General features: G+C 57.4%; 23 protein-coding genes. All 23 read left to right on the forward strand.

What is annotated here, in order from left to right:
• Window positions 1-13: 13 nt before the first annotated feature.
• Complete coding sequence (locus DS739_RS02710) at window positions 14-514, forward strand: hypothetical protein (RefSeq protein WP_006117072.1); 501 nt, start codon at window positions 14-16, stop codon at window positions 512-514.
• Window positions 514-1,551, forward strand: coding sequence for a major capsid family protein (locus tag DS739_RS02715; RefSeq protein ID WP_035354206.1), 1,038 nt, complete (start codon window positions 514-516; stop codon window positions 1,549-1,551). Before DS739_RS02710 ends, DS739_RS02715 begins: the two co-directional genes overlap by 1 nt.
• Before the next feature lie 46 nt (window positions 1,552-1,597).
• Window positions 1,598-1,915, forward strand: a complete 318-nt coding sequence (locus DS739_RS02720) for a hypothetical protein (protein WP_006117074.1) — start codon at window positions 1,598-1,600, stop codon at window positions 1,913-1,915.
• Window positions 1,916-1,951: 36 nt separating this feature from the next.
• The gene (locus DS739_RS02725) at window positions 1,952-2,458 is read left to right on the forward strand and encodes a DUF4054 domain-containing protein (RefSeq protein WP_006117075.1); all 507 of its coding nucleotides are present in this window, start codon (window positions 1,952-1,954) and stop codon (window positions 2,456-2,458) included.
• Complete coding sequence (locus DS739_RS02730) at window positions 2,449-2,829, forward strand: hypothetical protein (RefSeq protein ID WP_035354202.1); 381 nt, start codon at window positions 2,449-2,451, stop codon at window positions 2,827-2,829. Before DS739_RS02725 ends, DS739_RS02730 begins: the two co-directional genes overlap by 10 nt.
• The gene (locus tag DS739_RS02735; protein WP_170315335.1) at window positions 2,826-3,362 is read left to right on the forward strand and encodes an LIC_12616 family protein; all 537 of its coding nucleotides are present in this window, start codon (window positions 2,826-2,828) and stop codon (window positions 3,360-3,362) included. Before DS739_RS02730 ends, DS739_RS02735 begins: the two co-directional genes overlap by 4 nt.
• Before the next feature lie 18 nt (window positions 3,363-3,380).
• Entirely contained in the window at window positions 3,381-4,535 is a 1,155-nt protein-coding gene (locus tag DS739_RS02740) for a DUF3383 family protein (RefSeq protein ID WP_006117078.1), read from the forward strand.
• A 2-nt stretch (window positions 4,536-4,537) separates the two neighbouring features.
• A complete protein-coding gene (locus tag DS739_RS02745; RefSeq protein ID WP_006117079.1) occupies window positions 4,538-4,975 on the forward strand; it encodes a phage tail fiber protein in 438 nt (145 codons plus the stop codon).
• 39 nt (window positions 4,976-5,014) lie between these two features.
• Window positions 5,015-5,470 (forward strand): hypothetical protein, encoded by a 456-nt coding sequence (locus DS739_RS02750; RefSeq protein ID WP_006117080.1) that lies wholly within the window; start codon window positions 5,015-5,017, stop codon window positions 5,468-5,470.
• A 35-nt stretch (window positions 5,471-5,505) separates the two neighbouring features.
• Window positions 5,506-5,655: a hypothetical protein gene (locus DS739_RS14110; RefSeq protein ID WP_162269444.1), complete on the forward strand. Its 150-nt coding sequence runs from the start codon at window positions 5,506-5,508 to the stop codon at window positions 5,653-5,655.
• Complete coding sequence (locus DS739_RS02755) at window positions 5,640-6,677, forward strand: hypothetical protein (RefSeq protein WP_006117082.1); 1,038 nt, start codon at window positions 5,640-5,642, stop codon at window positions 6,675-6,677. Before DS739_RS14110 ends, DS739_RS02755 begins: the two co-directional genes overlap by 16 nt.
• 35 nt (window positions 6,678-6,712) lie before the next feature.
• Complete coding sequence (locus tag DS739_RS02760) at window positions 6,713-7,426, forward strand: hypothetical protein (RefSeq protein ID WP_006117083.1); 714 nt, start codon at window positions 6,713-6,715, stop codon at window positions 7,424-7,426.
• Window positions 7,423-7,743, forward strand: coding sequence for a phage baseplate plug protein (locus DS739_RS02765; RefSeq protein WP_006117084.1), 321 nt, complete (start codon window positions 7,423-7,425; stop codon window positions 7,741-7,743). The genes DS739_RS02760 and DS739_RS02765 overlap by 4 nt, the downstream gene beginning before the upstream one ends.
• Window positions 7,740-8,666: a baseplate hub protein gene (locus DS739_RS02770; protein WP_035354199.1), complete on the forward strand. Its 927-nt coding sequence runs from the start codon at window positions 7,740-7,742 to the stop codon at window positions 8,664-8,666. The genes DS739_RS02765 and DS739_RS02770 overlap by 4 nt, the downstream gene beginning before the upstream one ends.
• Window positions 8,663-9,352 carry a Gp138 family membrane-puncturing spike protein gene (locus DS739_RS02775; protein WP_035354196.1) on the forward strand — a complete coding sequence of 230 codons (690 nt, stop codon included), beginning with the start codon at window positions 8,663-8,665 and terminating at the stop codon, window positions 9,350-9,352. Before DS739_RS02770 ends, DS739_RS02775 begins: the two co-directional genes overlap by 4 nt.
• An 11-nt stretch (window positions 9,353-9,363) precedes the next feature.
• On the forward strand, window positions 9,364-9,717 hold the full coding sequence (locus tag DS739_RS02780; protein WP_006117087.1) for a hypothetical protein: 354 nt from the start codon (window positions 9,364-9,366) through the stop codon (window positions 9,715-9,717).
• A 28-nt stretch (window positions 9,718-9,745) separates the two neighbouring features.
• A complete protein-coding gene (locus DS739_RS02785) occupies window positions 9,746-10,939 on the forward strand; it encodes a baseplate J/gp47 family protein (RefSeq protein ID WP_170315336.1) in 1,194 nt (397 codons plus the stop codon).
• Entirely contained in the window at window positions 10,939-11,517 is a 579-nt protein-coding gene (locus DS739_RS02790; protein ID WP_006117089.1) for a DUF2612 domain-containing protein, read from the forward strand. Before DS739_RS02785 ends, DS739_RS02790 begins: the two co-directional genes overlap by 1 nt.
• A gap of 7 nt (window positions 11,518-11,524) precedes the next feature.
• A complete protein-coding gene (locus DS739_RS02795; protein ID WP_035354193.1) occupies window positions 11,525-12,622 on the forward strand; it encodes a hypothetical protein in 1,098 nt (365 codons plus the stop codon).
• A 6-nt stretch (window positions 12,623-12,628) separates the two neighbouring features.
• Entirely contained in the window at window positions 12,629-13,198 is a 570-nt protein-coding gene (locus tag DS739_RS02800; protein ID WP_006117091.1) for a hypothetical protein, read from the forward strand.
• A gap of 123 nt (window positions 13,199-13,321) precedes the next feature.
• Window positions 13,322-13,768, forward strand: a complete 447-nt coding sequence (locus DS739_RS02805; protein ID WP_035354323.1) for a hypothetical protein — start codon at window positions 13,322-13,324, stop codon at window positions 13,766-13,768.
• A gap of 72 nt (window positions 13,769-13,840) precedes the next feature.
• On the forward strand, window positions 13,841-15,103 hold the full coding sequence (locus tag DS739_RS02810) for a sodium:proton antiporter (protein ID WP_035354190.1): 1,263 nt from the start codon (window positions 13,841-13,843) through the stop codon (window positions 15,101-15,103).
• A 6-nt stretch (window positions 15,104-15,109) separates the two neighbouring features.
• Window positions 15,110-17,611: a TonB-dependent receptor gene (locus tag DS739_RS02815; protein WP_006117094.1), complete on the forward strand. Its 2,502-nt coding sequence runs from the start codon at window positions 15,110-15,112 to the stop codon at window positions 17,609-17,611.

A 17,611-nucleotide genomic window follows, 5' to 3' on the forward strand; every position in this document is an offset into this window, starting at 1 on the left:
ACAAGGCAGGTAAATGTCTTTTCAAAATCAGGTCAATATCCAGCCAGCGCCTGCTGTGCCGGGTGATTTTGCATCTCTCAACCCCACAGCCACTTTTCCGGCGGGTGAGGGCGCATTGGTGGCGGCCGCTGGTGGGTGCACGGTGGCCGCTTTTGGCTGGGTGCAGGCCGATGGCGTAAGCGTGGCCAACATGCCGCCAAGTGGCAGCACCGCCGCGCCAGATGGCTTTGTGCATCGTGATCTTACAGCCCAGATCTCGGATTTTACGGCATCGGAAAGCATGGTTATTCCGCAGGGCTTTCCCGTAACGCTGTTTACGGCAGGAGATTTCTGGGTGCAGCCCACCACACAGGCCACGCCGGGGCAGGCCGTTTTTGCCAGCCTGACAGATGGCACCATTAAAACCGCCGCAGCGGGCAGTACCGTAAATGGCGCGGTGACAACAGGGTTTTTTGTAGCCTCTGCCGGTGCCGTGGGTGAGCTGGTTCGGATTTCTACATGGGTGCACGCATAATGGTTACGTCTTACACAGAACTGGCAGAACTTAACCGCCTTGGCTTTGTGGTGCCCGATGCGCGCGGCCTGATTGGCGCAGAGCATTTGGTATCAGATAGCATGGCGTTGGATGCTCAGCCCGCGCTTTCCACCACCGCCAATGCGGGTATTCCGGCTTTTATGTCTGCCTGGGTGGATACGGGGCTGATCAAGGTGGCCTTTGCCCCCATGCGCGCCGCCGAACTGCTGGGCGAAGTGCGTAAAGGGGATTGGGTTTCTAAAACGGCTGTATTTCCCATGCTGGAAACGGCAGGGCAGGTTTCCTCCTACGGGGATTGGAACCAGAATGGCACGGTTAGCCTTAACCCCAGCTTTCCTGAGCGCCAGTCCTACCATTATCAGGTGTTTGTGGCGTGGGGTGAGCAGGAACTGGCGCTGGCCGGGCAGGCCCGCCTGCAATGGGCCGCCAGCCTGCGAGAGGCCGCAGCACTTAAGCTGAACAAGTTTCAGAACCAGACATACTTTTTTGGTATCAGTGGTCTAAAACTTTATGGGTATCTTAATGACCCACGCCTGCCTGCCGCCATTACCCCCACCACCAAAACCGCAGGTGGCACCGCGTGGGACAACGCCACCCCGGAAGAACGGCAGGATGACGTTATTGCCCTTATCAACCAGTTGCGCAAACAAACCGCCGGGCTGGTGGATACGGATACACCCATGGTGCTGGGCCTTGCCCCAACCCGCATGGGTTTGCTAACGCGCCGCAACAGTTTTGGCCTTTCCGCCTTAACCATGCTGCGTGAAACCTACCCCAATTTGCGCTTTGTGCAGGCCGTAGAATACGGAGATGCCGCCGCCAACGGCGTGCAGACCATGCAAATTATGGCCGACCACGTGGATGTGCAGAAAACCGCAGAAGCCGCATTTACAGAAAAACTGCGTGCCCATGCCGTGGTTACAGAAGCATCGGCATGGAAGCAGAAGCTTTCTCAAGGCACATGGGGGGCCATTATTTACATGCCCGCAGGCATTGCCACCATGACAGGCCTGTAAAACACAGCCCGCGTAACGCAAACCCTGCATAAAAACGGAAAAACACATGGCAACATCATCAACAGTTACCGTTGGGTGCAAGCTGCCCAACGGGCTTGTGCTGGAACTGGCAGGCCAGAAGCACGAACTGGCAGGCGCACGCACAGCCAAGGCGGGCGGGTATGGGCTTACCCCCGTGCCAGCAGAGTTCTGGCAGGCATGGGCGCAAAAATACGCAGGCTTTCCACCGCTGGAAGCCGGGTTGATTTTTGCGCAAACCTCGCCAGAAAAAGCCGCAGGCCAAGCCAAGGAGCAAGCCAGCCTGCGCACGGGTATGGAACCACTTAACCCCGCAGCACCAGCCCCTGGCATTACACCCGCATAAAGCCAAACTTTCCGTTATTTTGCAGCATGTAAAAGGATGTTTTTCATGCCGGAAAACCAGCCAATGCAAGCGGCTGCCTTATCTACTGCCTGCAACATGGCGGAAGATGGGGCCGTTGTGTTTGATGCCGCAGCTTTTAAGGCGCGCTACCCAGCCCTTGTGGCCAGAGCGGGGGCAGATGCCGCAAGCGCGTGTTTTGCCCGTGCAGGGCTGTTTTTAAACAACTCGGCCACATCCCCCGTGCGCAACCCGGCCCGCCGGGCAGATTTGCTGATGCTGATTACAGCACATCTGCTTCAGCTTGGCCTAAATAGCGGGGTGTATGCCACCGGGGCGGGGGATGGTGCGCCTGCCCTTGTAGGGCGCATTACCACCGCACGCATGGGCAGCGTGCAGGTACAGGCCGATATGGGCACGGTTTCCCCCACGCAGGCGTGGTGGGTGCAAACACCTTATGGCGCAACCTTTTGGGCGGCATCTGCCTTTTTGCGTATGGGGCGCTATGTGCCGGGCTGGCCACAGAGGGTGATTTCATGGCCATGAACGCAGTGTTCAACATGGCGTTGGGGGCCACGGCGGCTTTGTTGCCATCTGTGCCCGCCATATTGCGTGTTAACACGGGTTATAAAACCGCAGCAGATGGCACCACCACCCCATGCACCATGGATATTGCCGTAACCATTCGGGTGCAGCCCGTGCCTACAGATGAGCTTACGCAAACAGATGGGCAAAACCAAAGCATCATTCAGCGAGAAATCTATATGCCCGGCACAATTTGCGGGGTGGACCGTACGCATCAGTTTGGGGGCGATGTGTTTGTGTTTGATAACGCGCACTGGCTGGTAACGGCCCAGCCCGAGGCATGGGGCGGCCAATGGTGCCGCGTGTTGGTAACCCAACAGGTGGCGGCATGAGCCCCCAAGTTGTGCAACAGCCAGATGAAGAAACGGTATTTGCCGCTTTGCGCACTTTTTTAACGGAAGTTCTGCCAGCAGGTACAACCGTTTTGCAGGCCCGGCAAAACCGCACGCCACCTCCACGCGGCATGTTGGTGTTAATGGCGCCTTTGCATCGCCAGCCTATTGGCACGGGTAGCACACGTTATGGGGCGCAAAGTTGCACCCTGTTGCGGCAGGAGCAGCTTGCTACCCAGATCAGCCTTTTTGGCACGGATGCCGCAGATGCCGCGCAAACACTGCTCACCCTTTGGCGTGATGCATGGAGCACCACGTTTTTTACAAACCTTGTGGCACAACAGCAAGATATGCCGCGCATTGCCCCTTTATATGCAGATAACGCCGAGTGTCTGCCCTACATTAACGCGCAACAACAATACGAACCCCACTGGCAGCTTACCCTGCACAGCCAGCTTACTTTTTCCATCACCCTGCCAGCCGCCACCGCCACCACTGCCACAGTGCACAGCGTGGCCGCAGACAGGCTTTGAAATGCGAGTAAAACCTGCATGATCCTTCCTGTTTCTTCCCTTGTGTCTGTCACGCCGGGTGTGCTGGCGGCGGGGGGCACCACAAACCTGCTGAATGGGCTTGTGTTTTCTACAAATATGGCGCTTTCTTCGGGCCTTTCCACCTTTACAACGGCGGCGGAAGTAGCAGCCACATGCGGTGCGGAAAGTATTGAAGCCAGCATGGCCAGCATTTACTTTGCGGGCTACACCAATGCGCAGGATCTGCCGCAAACGCTGTATTTTTACCAACTGCCCGCCAGCCCGGCAGATACGGATTACACCACAGCCCTTACAAATGCTGCCGCCGCCAGTGCAGATTGGTGCGCTTTTGCGTTTGCGCAGGAACCAGATGCCACAGCCAAAACGGCTATTGCCGCATGGATGCCCACAAACCCCAACCGCTACTGGGGCATTATGCAGGATAGTGATGCCAGCATTTTGCAGGCAGGATCAGCCTGTTTTGGCAGCACGGTTACAGCGCAGGCTACGCCGGGGCTAACGTGCCTGTGCAATACGGATGGCAACGGCACACTGGCCGCCGCCCTGTGTTTGGGCTGGGCCGCCAGCATGAACCCGCAGCGCAATGCCGGGCGTACCACGCTGATGTTCCGCAACAATGGGGGCGTAACCCCGGCAGATATTACGGCCACACAAGCACAAGCATTGCTAGAAAATGGCTACAGCTTTTATGGTTCCTACAAAAGTGGGGATTCCACATTCAGTTTTCTCAATAACGGTGCAGTGTCTGGCCCGTTTGCATGGGCAGACAGTTATCTCAACCAGATCTGGATGACATCCTCCTTCCAGTCTGATCTGCTCACGCTGTTTTCTTCCGTGGGGCAAATTCCTTATGCCACGCAGGGTGATACGCTGCTGGCTACCGCTGTGCAAAATACGATTGATACTGCTGTAGCTTTTGGCGCTATCCAGCCCAACGTATCGCTTTCTGCCGCGCAGGCGCAGGTGGTAAATGCACAGGCAGGGCGCAGCATTGCAGATACGCTGGCCACACGCGGGTGGTATCTGCTGCCCGGTGCTTCTACCGCATCTGCCGCTACACGGGCCAAACGTGGGCCAGTGCAGGCGCGGTTCTTTTACATGGATGGGCAGTCTGTCCAGTCTATCTCTCTGGCTACAGTAGAGGTGCAGTAAGCATGTCTGATTACGATATTACCGCCGCCAACTCGGTTTTTACCATTACGGTGCCGGGGTTATACAATACACCCATTACGCTGGAAAACTACGCCGCCGATCGTGCTTTTGAAACCACCATGCGGGATCTGGCAGAAACCTCAATGAGCATAGATGGCTACCTGAGCGCTGGTTGGATACCCACCCCTGTTCGGCAAACAATCTCTTTGGCGGCCAGCAGTGAAAGTGGCTTGGTGTTTGAGGCCATTGCCGCAGCGCAGGATGCCCAGCGCGGGCTGTATCGGCTGGGGGCGGAAATTCAACTGCCTTCCATTGGGCGCAAATATACCATGGTGCGCGGCCTTTTGCAGGCCGTGGCTGTTATGCCCAGCGCAGGCCGCGTGCTGGAAGGCCGCAGTTTTGAAATTCTGTGGGAGCGCGTGTTGCCTGCTGCCTTGTAAAAAACAGATGTTTTTAAAAAGATACAGGAAAGAGCAGGCATGAAAACCGTGGAATACACGCACCCCCTGCCGGGGGAAGACCAAGGCAAGGTATTTGTGCTGACACGCATGGATGCGTTTGCCGCAGATAGCTGGGCGCGCCACGTGTTGCAGGCTGCCATACGGGGCGGCGCGCGCGTGGGGGCGGATATGGCGCAGGCAGGCCTTGCCGGACTTGCCGCTTTTGGGCTGGAAATTTTTGGTTTTATGGAAGAAGCCGATTTAGATGCCGCTTTGGCCCGGCTGATGCAATGCGTTAAAATGCGGCCAGATCCGCACCGGCCAGAAGTAACACGTGCTGTTATTTCCGCCGATTTTGCAGAACCCGAAACTCTGGGCATGGTGCGGGCCGAGGCTTTTAGGTTGCATGTGGGTTTTTTGCGGGCCGCCGCGCACCAGCTTTTCCCCCTAGTGGCGGCTTTGCTGGGGGAAGAGGCCGCACAGGCCCCGTTGTAAACTGTGTAAATATCTCGCCCGCTATGGCGGCGGTTGTGGCATCGGGTCTTGCATCGTTACATGATCTGAAAACAATTTACGATAGCGAAGATTTTTATACGCTTGTCGAAATACTTTCTGTCCGCAACTGGAATATGGCGCATGCTCCCGCGCAGGAAAGCCCCCAAACATGGCCAAAATTGTAAATACTTTGCCCCACAGCAGCGCACGTGCAACCTTGCCGTTGCTAGAACGGCTGCGCCGTGTGTTGGAACGCTTTATGCAGCCCCATGCACAGGTAAAAAAGAAGGAACACAAGGGCCTTTTAACGTTATTGCACCTTCTGCACCAGTATAGTCTGGGGGGCGTGCATATGCCCTTGGGGGTGGGGGAGCAGAAACCTGTATTTTCTGTTCCTCTCCCTGCGCTGGGGGCAGGGCCATCTGTGTTTGCGCCGACAACAGGCCGTGCGGAACGTGCTGGATATATGGGACAAAGTGCATATGTGCCATTTGTTTTGCGGGAAACGCAAACAGTATCACAAAGGGTTTTGCAGAATGCGGCCCCGCTCCCTTATCGCGCGGTATTGGTGGCCAGCACGGCGCAACCAAGGGCGGTAAGCGGCCTAGAGTTTACGCAGCCTCCAAAACCGTGCGGGCGTCAGCTTTATCAGGGAGTTGCGGATATTCTGGCACGCAGGCCGTTTTCTGTGTCGCCAGGCTATTTATCTGCATATTTGCCAGAGCGTTCTGGGCCTGTGGCAGGTGGTATCTCAAAGCTGGCAGCAGGCGCTGTGCGCGTGTCTGCAAGTTTGAGGGAGATGCCGGTTATTGCAGAATATTCACGGCACATACAGCACTTTCCACAATACCTACAACGCAAGAATGGTTTGCAGCCTTTTGTGTTCAGGCAAGGTGTTTCTGTTCCCCAACAGCCCGCGCGCACTGTTTTGCAAACCACGCCACGTGCTGCGGCGCCCGGTGCACAAGGGCGGGTGGGGGCATTTTTGCCGTCCTCTCCTCTTATGCAGGTGGCGGTTCAGCCTGTTCTGCCTTGGGGGCAATCCGCTCCAGCACCACAGGGGCAAAGTGTTGTGCGCTCAACGACCAGCCCGTTTGCGGAACTACCTCAACAACCTGCGCCTCTGCCGCCACGTGTGGCCATGCAGGGCTTTGGCGGGGGAGATAGCACTGCTTTGGCAGCACTTTCTACGCTTGGTTCTATTTAAAAACCCTTTTCCTGTTCAGTAAAGAGTTCTGTTATATGCCCATGTTGCCTGTCAGCCTGCCATCTGTATGGAATATTCCTGTTGCAGCGGGGGTGCCTGCCCTTATGGGGCAATCTGTTTCTGCCGGGGTGCAGGCTTCGGCATCTGTTACAGTTGGCAGTTTGCTGGATGATCTGCAAATTACGCAGGCCGCCAGCCAGTGGGGTATTTTTACACAGGATGGGCAGAGGGTTTTAACATCTGCCCATGTGCTTTCTGCCGATATGCAAAGTACGTGGCGCATTGCAGAAGCCCCGCTGGAGGGTGGTGCATTTTTATCCTACAGCAAAGTGCGCATGTCTCGGCAGCATCGGATTGTGATGGTGTGCGATGGTTCAGAAGCCGGAATGGAGGATGCCAATGCCACCAACCTTGCGCTGGATGTTTTGGCAGGGGCCGGGCAGGCAGGGGCTTTGTATGTGCGTGCAGGTTTTTTTGCCACGCTGGAGGCGTTGGAGGCCGATACAAACCTGTATGCCGTTATCACCCCGGAAAAGAAATACGATAGCGTTAACATTATCGGCCACCGTTGGATGAGGGAAGCTCGCCAAGGCATTACCATGCCAGTTGTAGAAATTGCCTTGCAGGAAGTGCGTATAACCGGAAGCACGCAGTTTGCCAGCACCCGCATGCCGCAGGGCCAGCAGATACAATGCGGCGGCATAGCCTATGCGGCCACCAGTTATGCAGATGCCGGAGAAATTGCATGAGCACCCCCACAACAACACTGGTGCAGGTGCCCATAAGTGCCGTGCCTGCACAGATGTTTAAGATTACACTGGCAGCACAAACACTCCAGATAGCCCTGCGCCAACGTGCTACGGGGCTGTATGCAGATATATGGTGCGCTGGCACGCGCGTGCTTTCTGGCGTGTTGTGCCAAGATCGCACATGGCTGGCACGGAATGCCGCCACCGGCCTGCCGGGTGATCTGGCGTTTATGGATACCCAAGGCACGCAGAACCCGCAAAGCACCGGGCTTGGCACGCGCTATGTGCTGTTATGGCGCAGCGGATGGCCCGCATGAGCAGCATGCCAAGCACAAAAACACCAGACTGGGCCACGCGAGATGTGCAGGTAATGTTTCGGCTGCTTAATGGCGTGTTTGGTACGGCAGATGGGGTGGATACGGTTACGCTTTCTGGTTTGCAGGTGCAGGCGGATATTTTGCAGGCCCCGTACCCAACGGGAGAAACCGTGTCTATCCGTATCACCGGCATGCCTCCAGATTTAATGAACCGCCTGAGCCTGAGCGCGCCAGACCCTGCCAACCAGAGCGCCAGCGAAGTGTTGCTTATGGTGCCCGATGGGGCCTCTGGCGCGCAGGCTTTGGTGTTTCAGGGTGGGGTTGCTTTGGCTTATGCAGATTATAGCACAGCACCAGATGTTGCTTTTGTGGTGCAGGCGTTTTCTACAGTATTGCCAAATGCGCTGCCTGCTTTGCCCACCGGGTTTAGGGGGGCGGTGCCGCTGGCGCAGGTATTGGCGCGTATTGCCGCAAAAGCCGGGCTGACATTTGAAAATAACGGGCTGAACACCGTGCTGCATGATCCGTATTTTCATGGCACACCGGGGCAGCAGATCAGCCAGTGTTTGAATACGCAACCTTTTCAGGCCGCATTAGGGCGGGGGCGTTTAGCGGCATGGCCCGCCAGAACCGGCGGAACCAGCACAACAGTGGATACATCTGCCGCTATTCAGGTTTCGGCCAGCACGGGGCTGGTGGGGTATCCCACGTGGTCTGGTGGTGGGGTGTCGTTGGACATGCTGTTTAACCCGCGCATTGGCTGTGGCGGCGTGCTGGCGTTGCAAAGCCCGTATCAGCCCGGTGGAGGGGCAACGGGGCTGTGGCAGGTTTTGCATCTTCGGCACAGTTTAAGCGCGCAAATGCCAGATGGCCCGTGGTTTACCAATGTGGTGGCGCAGGCCGTAGGATTGAAAAATTCATGACAGATCAGAGAAGTTTTGCATCAGGCTTTCCGCCCAATATGCCCGCATCTGGTCAGGCGGTGTTTGATAGGGCCGGGGCGGCGGCATCGGATTACAACGCGCTGGTGGCCGTTATGCGCCGCATGTTGGTGGAGGTGCGCACCGCTATACCCGTTAAGGTGTGTGCGGTTTCTGGCGCAGGCTTGGCCCCTGTTGGGTTTGTGGATGTGCAACCTATGGTGCATCAGCAAGATGCCGCAGGCCAAACCATGCCGCATGGTGTGGTGTATAACGTGCCATATTTTCGGCTTCAGGGTGGCAGCAGCGCTGTGGTGCTAGACCCCGCAGTGGGGGATATCGGGCTGGCCGTCATGGCGGATCGGGATATTCTAAACGTAAAAACCGCCCGCACTGCTGCTCCGCCCGGCAGTTTTCGGCACAACAGTATGGCGGATGCGCTGTATTTGGGCGGTTTTTTAAATGCGGCACCCAGCCAGTATATTCAGTTCACACCTGATGGGGTGGTTATACATACGCCCGGAACTGTGGAAATATCTGCAAAATTACTCAAGATTTCAGGAGATGCCAGCATAAGTGGCAGCCTGAATGTGGGGCAGGATGTGCAGGCCGGTGGTGTTTCGCTGGTATCGCATGTGCATGGTGGCGTTATGCCCGGCAGTGGCACCACCAGCGCCCCGCAGGGTTAGGAGAAGCACGTATGAAAACCTTGTTGCTAGATCGTGCAACGTGGGATCTGGTGGTGGATGCGCAGGGCAATATTGCCGTGGCGGATGTGCCCTACGCCACCGCGCAGGATGTTTCCAGCGCGGTGCGCGTGTTTAAGGGAGAATGCTGGTACAACACGGCCCTTGGCTTGCCCTATCTGGCAGGTGTTTTGGGGCGCAACCAGTCTGCCGCGCTGTTTCGGGCCGATGTTGCGCAGGCGGCCCTTGCTGTGCCCAACGTGGCGCGCGCAACCTGTGTGCTGGCCAGCCTTGGGGCAGACCGCAAGCTAAGCGGCCAGATTTATCTGACATTGGAAAACGGAAGTACAACCCTTGCCAGTTTCTAAAACCTCACTTGCCGCAGGCACAACATCTGTGCCTGCGCCCTTGCTGGATGATACCGGCTTTGTGCTGCCGCAGGAGGCAGACATGCTGGCCGGTGTTCTGGCAGATATAAACGCCGCTTTTGGCAATACGCTGAACACGGATTTATCTACCCCACAAGGACAGTTGGCCACATCGCTTACCGCCATTTTGGGCGATGCGTATGATCAAATGCTGGCTGTGTTTAACGGGGTGGACCCTGCGCGTGCTTTTGGCCGCATGCAGGATGCCATTGGCCGTATTTATTTTATGGAGCGCAAACCCGCTACGCCCACGGTGGTAACATGCCAATGCACGGGGGTGGAGGGCACGGTTATTCCGCAAGGGGCTTTGGTGGCAGATGCTGCGGGCAATACCTATGCGGCAGATGCGGCTATTACGTTGGATACCACGGGCACAGGCACGGGCACGTTTTCCTGCACCACGTTGGGGGAGGTATCCTGCCCGGCGGGCAGTGTGCGGCTGTGCCAATCTGTTGCCGGGTGGTCTGGCGTGGGCAACGCGGTGGCAGGGGTTACGGGGCGTGCGGTAGAAGGCCGTGCAGCGTTTGAAGCCCGCAGGCAGGCCGCCGTGGCTGTGAATTCCGTAGGGGCATTGGCTGCCATATTGGCGGCCGTGCAGGCGGTAGATGGCGTAACCGATGCGTATGTTGCAGATAACAGCAGCAATGTTGCAGTAACGCAAGGGGGCATAACACTTGCGCCCAATAGCCTGTATGTGTGCGTAAATGGCGGTACGGATGCCGCCGTGGCTTTGGCTATCTTGCGTAAAAAGCCACCCGGCTGTGCCTATACTGGCAGCACCAGTGTTTCTGTAACAGACACTTCTGGCACGTACACCACACCACCCAGCTATACAGTGGCGTTTGAGCGTGCCCAGCCCACGCCGCTTTATATTGTGCTTACACTGGCAGCCGGTTCTGGCGTGCCAAACACAGCAACATCTGCCGTGCAGCAAGCTGTTCTGGCGTGCTTTTTGGGGCAGGATGGTTCTGCCCGCGTGGGTATTGGTGGCACGCTATATGCCAGCCGGTTTTACGCCTGCGTGGCGGCGGTGGGCAGTTGGGCGCAGGTGGTGGATATTCGGGTGGGCACAGCGGCCAACCCCACGGGTGTTACGGCGCAGGCAAATATCAACCAGATTTTCACGCTGGAACTGGCTGATATTGCCGTGGAGTTTGCCTGATGCAGAATGTCGGGCAAACGGTGCTTTCTCAATATGCGTGCTCGCCCAGCCTGAATGCGCTGCTAGAGGGCTGGAACCAGTGTTTCGACCCCGCGCAGAGTATAGAAAACTGGTTTGAAAATCTATGGAACATAGAAACAGCCCAAGGCTACGGGTTGGATGTATGGGGCCGCATTGTTGGGGTTTCGCGCGTGTTGCGCATGGCCTCTGGCCAGTATCTGGGCTTTGCCGAGGCCAATGATCTGACAGAGCAGGGCTTTAACACCGCCCCGTGGTATGCGGGCCGTGTTGTGGTGGGTGATTTTACAAATTGCAGCCTGTCAGATGTCGGGTTTCGGCAGCTTATTTATGCCAAGGCGCTGGCCAATATTACGGATTGTTCTGTGCTTTCGCTTAACGCCATTTTGCGCACGCTGTTTGCCGGGCAGGGCGATGCGTGGGTGGAAGATAACACCAACATGAGCGTGACCTACGCCTTTGGCTTTGTGCCAACAGATGTGCAGGTTTCCATTATCGAAAACGCCGGTGTGCTGCCGCGCCCCGCCGGGGTTGCGGTATCTTACAGCATCAGGGGCTGAAGACCTTATGAAACAAGCAGATATTTCCGGGCGGTTTACAACACCTATTGCGGCCTCCGCCACAGCGGCCAACTGTGCGGATATTCCCACAGCGCAAACCACGGCGGGCGATGGCTCTGCCAGCATGGCGCTGGGTTTTCCGCCCGAAACCTTTACAGAACGCGCAGCCGGTGGCGTACCCCCGCGTGGGGCGGATATGAACGGGTTTTTGAAAACGCTTTCTGCTGCCATTCAGGTTTTGCAAACAGGTTATGTTGGCCCGTTTGATGCCAGTTTTGCCGCCGCTATTGGTGGCTACCCGGCTGGGGCTGTGGTGGCGGGCAGCGTTGTGGGCACGTTTTGGGTTTCTGGGCAGGATAACAACCTGTCCACCCCCGGCGCGCAGGGTGCGGCGTGGACAAACCTGTTTAGCGGGCTGCTTACATCTGCCCAAGCCGCGCAAAGCTTTTTTCCGCTTACGGGTGGTAAAATCAGCAACGGTTATTACGATAGCACCGGCACATGGGGCGGCAGCGGCAGCAATGGCGCACCACAGGCGGGTGATATGCCGTGGGGGCCACAGTTTATTTCTCGCTTGGGGTATAGCGCCAGCATGAAGGCGCTGTTCTGCCTGCGTGATGCGTTTGAGCAATATGCGTTTGCCAGCGTGCAGTTAACAGATGCCGCAGGCGGATGGCATGAATGGCAGTTCCGCCAGGATGGCTCCATCCGTATGCCAGATGGCGCGGTGGTGGCTACGCAAAGCTGGGCCAACGGGGTGTTTCAGCCCGCTGGCAGTTATGTGGGGCTGGGCACGTATCAGGCCGATTTTGCCACGCAGGATGGGCGTGTGATCAACCTGCCATACGGGCAGCGCATTCAGTCCTTTTCCGTTACCATTCAGGATGGAGATGCCATTACTTTTCCGCAGGCTTTTGCGGGGGTGCCCACATCTGTGCAGTTGCAGTGCATGCAGTATGAACAACGCATGACACTTGCCATGCCCGATCAGGCCCCTACCGCCACGGGCATTGGCGCTGTGGGCGTGCGCTATGTGGTGGATGATCACGATGGCGCGGTTTCCACCCCCATAACGGTATGGGTTACAGCTATCGGGCCAAGGTAAAAAACCATGACATGTTCTTGCAATACCGCAGGCACGGCCTGTTCTGTGCTGCCAGAAGGGGCCGTGCTGGCGCCGGGGTGGCAACCCGCCCGCGCACGCGTGTTGCCGGTTATGATGGCGCCGGGGCTATGCCTGCGTGGCCAACTGGCAGAGCAGGTGGTGCAGGCATGGCCTGCCCGCAGCAGTGCAGATGCGCTGGATTATACCCTTACCCCAGCCGCATGGTTGGAAGGCACGGGGGATACGCTGGCCAGTGTGACGGCCAGCGTGCCCACTGCAACCGGGCAGGATACGGATCTGGCTGTGCTGTGGGTTACAATTATACAAGGCATGGCCTGCGTGTTTTTGGGCAGCGGCCCGCCAGATACGGTGCAGACAGTGCAGATGGTGCTGCACACCGTACAGGGGCGCAGCGTTACGGCCAGCGTGCAGCTTTACATCAGTGCAGAAAGTGCCGCCGCCGCGCCGCCACAGGTGCCCACGCTGGCAGATGGCACGCCCATACCGCCCAATGCCCTGTTGGCCCCCCAAGGCGTGCTAACCACCCCCACCGGCCAGCCCTATCTGCTGGCCTGAAGCATGCGCGTGGGAGCCAGCCTTGCTGCCCGCAAGCGGACAAGCCCACAACGCTGTGATACACCTTGGAGCAAATAGATAGCCCACCCGAACGCGGTGGGTATTTCAGGCAAAGGTATAGAAATGAAACCTAAATCACAGCAACAGGCCGATTCATTTGTGAACAGATTTAACGAGAACGTGGCTGTTAAAATGACAGTCATGTTCGGCAGTATCTGGTGCGTGTATGTGTTTTTCCTGTTTTCTCTGGTGCCAGCGGTTGTGCCCCAGTGGCAGAACACGCTGCTATATATCAGCAACTGTATCCAGCTTGTGGCGCTGCCCGCGCTTATGGTGGGTAATGCGGTGCTAAGCCGTGGGGCAGACCGGCGCGCAGCAGAAGACCATCAGGCCCTTCTGGAAATTCTGGGAGATGTGCGGGAGGAACTGGCAGATCTGAAAGACAAGACAGCCGGTTTGGCGCGCTCTACCAACGAGGCATTGCAACGCCCCGAACTTACAGACGTTTCCATTTCGGATCAGACGATCGTGAATATGGATGAGGCCGGGCAGCCGCAGAATAACGCCTGATCTGGCATCCGGTTTTGCGGTTTTCTGGTTTGCGCCCGTCATCAGCCTGTTTGATCAGACTGGAAACCGCTCATGCCGCCTTTTTTCAATCCGCTGGCGCTGTTTGCCATTGTGATCACACTGGCAACAGCTTTTGCCATTATCAACCACCGTTACCTGCACCTGCCCACCACTATTGGCATTACGGCACAGGCTTTGGGGGTGGCCACGGTTTTGCTTTTTCTGGAGCAGGCCGTGCCCATGCCCCGTATGGATGCCGCCCGCGCGGTGCTGGATAGCATAAATCTGCCAGCCACTTTGCTGGATGGGGCTTTGTCCTTTCTGCTGTTTGCGGGTGCGCAATCTGTAGATCAGCGCGAGTTATGGCAGAACCGTTTTTCCATTCTGGCACTGGCGCTTTTAGGCACACTGCTGGCTGTGGCGCTGCTTGCCGGGGGCATGTGGATGGCGTTTCCGCTGGTGGGGCTTGCGGTTTCTTTGCCGTGGTGTGTGGTGCTGGGGGCAATTCTGGCCCCAACAGATCCTGTTTCTGTTGTGGGCATGTTGCGCCGCTTGGGGCTGCCCCCCAGAGTGCAAGCCATTTTTGCGGGGGAAAGCCTGTTTAACGATGGCGTGGGTGTTGTGGTGTTTGCCGTAGCGGTGCAACTGGCAGAGGCGGGCACCATTGGCCCATTGGGGGATCTGGTGTGGCAAATGGTGCAGGAAGTGGGGGGCGGCCTACTGCTGGGCTTTTTGTGCGGGTGCTTGGCGGTATGGTGCATGCGGCTGGTAACAGATGCGCATCTTGAACTGCTTATTTCCATCTCTCTTGCCAGCGGGGTGTACAGCCTTGCCAAAATGCTGGAAGTTTCTGGCCCGGTGGCGGCCGTTACAGCCGGGCTGGTGCTGGGCATGCCCCGCGCACTGGGGGCGCTTAGCCAGCACGGGCACCGCGAAATCCGAAATTTCTGGATGATGGTGGATGAGGTGCTTAACGCCTGTCTGTTTGTGCTGATAGGGTTTTATGTGCTCAGCGTGCCTATCCGTGTTCCGGTGTTGCTGGCGGCCGCTTTGGCCATTCCGCTTTCCATTACCGTGCGGGCGCTTAGCGTGCTGCTGGCCATGCTGCCCGTATATTTGCGGGATTCCCAGCGCTGGCGCGTATTGGCTATTATGACATGGGGCGGCCTGCGTGGCGGTATTTCCATAGCCCTTGCGTTAAGCCTGGAACACGGGCCTATGCGTGATGTGCTGCTTGCAGTGTGTTATGCGGTGGTTGTGTTTACCATTTTAGTGCAGGGGTTAACGATGGAGCGCGTGGTGCGGCAGGTGCGCCTTGGTGCGGCAGAAGGATAAAACCAGATGCCTGCCTTAATACAACGTGCAGTATGCTGGTGCGTGGCCCCCAAAGTGCGGCCCTGTTGCCGCCAACGGTGGTGGATGGCCTGTGCGCTGGCTTCTGGCGCGCTGCTTTGCAGCATGGCGTGGCCGGTTTGGGTTGGGCAGGCGCAGGCTGCATCTGTGCCTCCAGTGGCCGTGCCAAAAGCCGCCCAGCATGCGGCAGCGCCCACGGGTGCGCATGCGGCTACACCCCCCAAAGCGCAGGGTGCGCCGGTGCAGGCTTCTGGCCGCCCGCAGGTGGTTATTGTGCGGGCCAACCCGCTGCATGCCAGTGCTGGCGGCGGGCTGATTCATTCGCAAACCGAACCTCAGGCCCAAAGCGTGGTGGGGCAGGAGTATATTCGCCTGCAATCCCCCACCGCCACGGCGTTTGAGCTTGTTTCCCAACTACCGGGCGCCAATGTTAGCGGGTCAGACCCGTTTGGGTTTTCACCGCAAACCAATATCAGCGTGCGCGGCATGAATGGAGATGCCATAGGCTACGTGCTGGAAGGCATGCCGCTGAACGATATTGCCTATTACACCGGCTACCCCAGCCAGTTTGCAGATAGCGAAAATTACGAAAACATTGCCCTGCAACAGGGATCTCCCGATCTGGATAGCCCGGTGTTAAACGCCGCTGGCGGGTTAATGAAGCTGCGTTTCCGCGCGCCAGCACAAAAGGCGGGTGGGCAGCTTAGCGCCTCCTACGGCTCTTACGATACCAACCGCGAGTTCCTGCGGCTGGATACGGGCGAGATCGGGCATAATACCGGCCTACGGGGCTTTGTCTCCTATTCTCACGGGGCTACGGATAACTGGCGTGGTGCCGGGCGGGATGAACGCCAGCATGTTGATTTCAAGCTGGAAAAAACATGGGGCCAAGGCAACAGCGCGGGGTTGTTAGGATCTTGGAACCAAGCGGTGGACAGCTATTACCCGCAGGTTAGCAAGGATGATTGGCGCACGTACGGCATAGGCGGCCCCAATAATCTGGACAGGCACTTCCACGCGGATGATGATTACGGGGGTTCGGATTATTGGCGGCTTTCTCGCCAGCCGGAGCGCACGTTGTATCTGGCCGCGCCTTTGCAATTTACACTGGCGGAGGGGCTAAGCCTGCACGTTACGCCTTATGCGCAAGGCGCGTATGGCAATGCCGCAGGCGGTACGCAACTGCCCACATCTGGCCTGTATAATGGCACAGAGGCCGTGTCCGATGTGCTGGATTTGCCCGTAACGGCAGATGGTTACAGCACTGTGCGGGCAGATTACACACAGCGCAGCTTTCGTTCTGGCTTTACATCCGCATTGGAATGGAAGCGCGGCGTAAATGATCTGGTGCTGGGTTACTGGTATGATTACGGTGATGACACCGAGCGCGAAACCTTTGCCGCCGTAAATGGCAGCGGCAATGCGGGCAGCATATGGGGTGGGCGGCCCATTACGCTGGCCGATGGCAACATGCTGCTGGGGGCCAGCAACCACACTCTCTCGCAAACCAATGCGCTGTTTGTGGGGGATAGGGTTTCCCTGTTGCAGGATAGGCTGTTGCTGACAGCCGGTTTTAAGGAAGTAATGTTCTCGCGCACAGGCACAAACGCCGTGCCGGGCGCGCCCTACCACGCCAATATGAACACCGCCGTGCCCCTGCCGCGCTTTGGTGTGCGTTTTCAGATTACGCCGGAACATCAGGTGTTTTTCAATGCCACCACCAACTTCCGCACCCCGGCAGAACCCGCCTTGTATGATGCGTATGACCCCACATCCGGCGCGGTAACACAAAAAGGCACTTCCAGCCTGAAAAATGAATATTCCATAGCAGAAGAACTGGGCTACCGTTACGCAGGCAGCCGCGTTGTGGGCAGCCTGACGTTATTTAACTATAACTTCACAAACCGCCAGATTGCCACTTTGGCAATGATAAATGGCGCCCCGGTGGATTCCACCATCAACGCAGGTGGGCAGACATCTCGCGGGGTGGATGTAGAAATAGGTTTGCGCCCGTGGCACCATATTAGCCCGTATCTTTCGGGCGAATATCTGCACGCCACCATTGATAATGATCTGTATTCGGGCGGAGATCTGCTGCCCACACGCGGCAAACGCGCCGTACGCAGCCCCACGCTGCAAGCCGCCGCGGGCCTGACATATGATGACGGGCACTTTTTTGGCGTGATGACCGTAAAATACACCGGCCATCAATACGCAACATTCATGAATGATGAGCGCATGCCCAGCCATGTTACGGGTAATCTGGCGTTGGGGTATCGGATGGATGATGTTTCTGTGCTGCATCGGCCAGAGTTCCGCATGAACTTTATTAACATCACCAACCAGCACTATCTTTCCGGCGTGGCAGACCCCACCATGAACGCGCATGACACACAGGGCCGCTATGGCACCACCATAGCCGGGCAGGCCCCGGATTATTATATTGGCGGCGGGTTTGCGGCCCTGTTTACAGCTTCTACCGGGTTTTAG

The sequence above is a fragment of the Acetobacter sp. JWB genome (genome assembly GCF_003323795.1).
Lineage (GTDB): Bacteria > Pseudomonadota > Alphaproteobacteria > Acetobacterales > Acetobacteraceae > Acetobacter > Acetobacter oryzifermentans.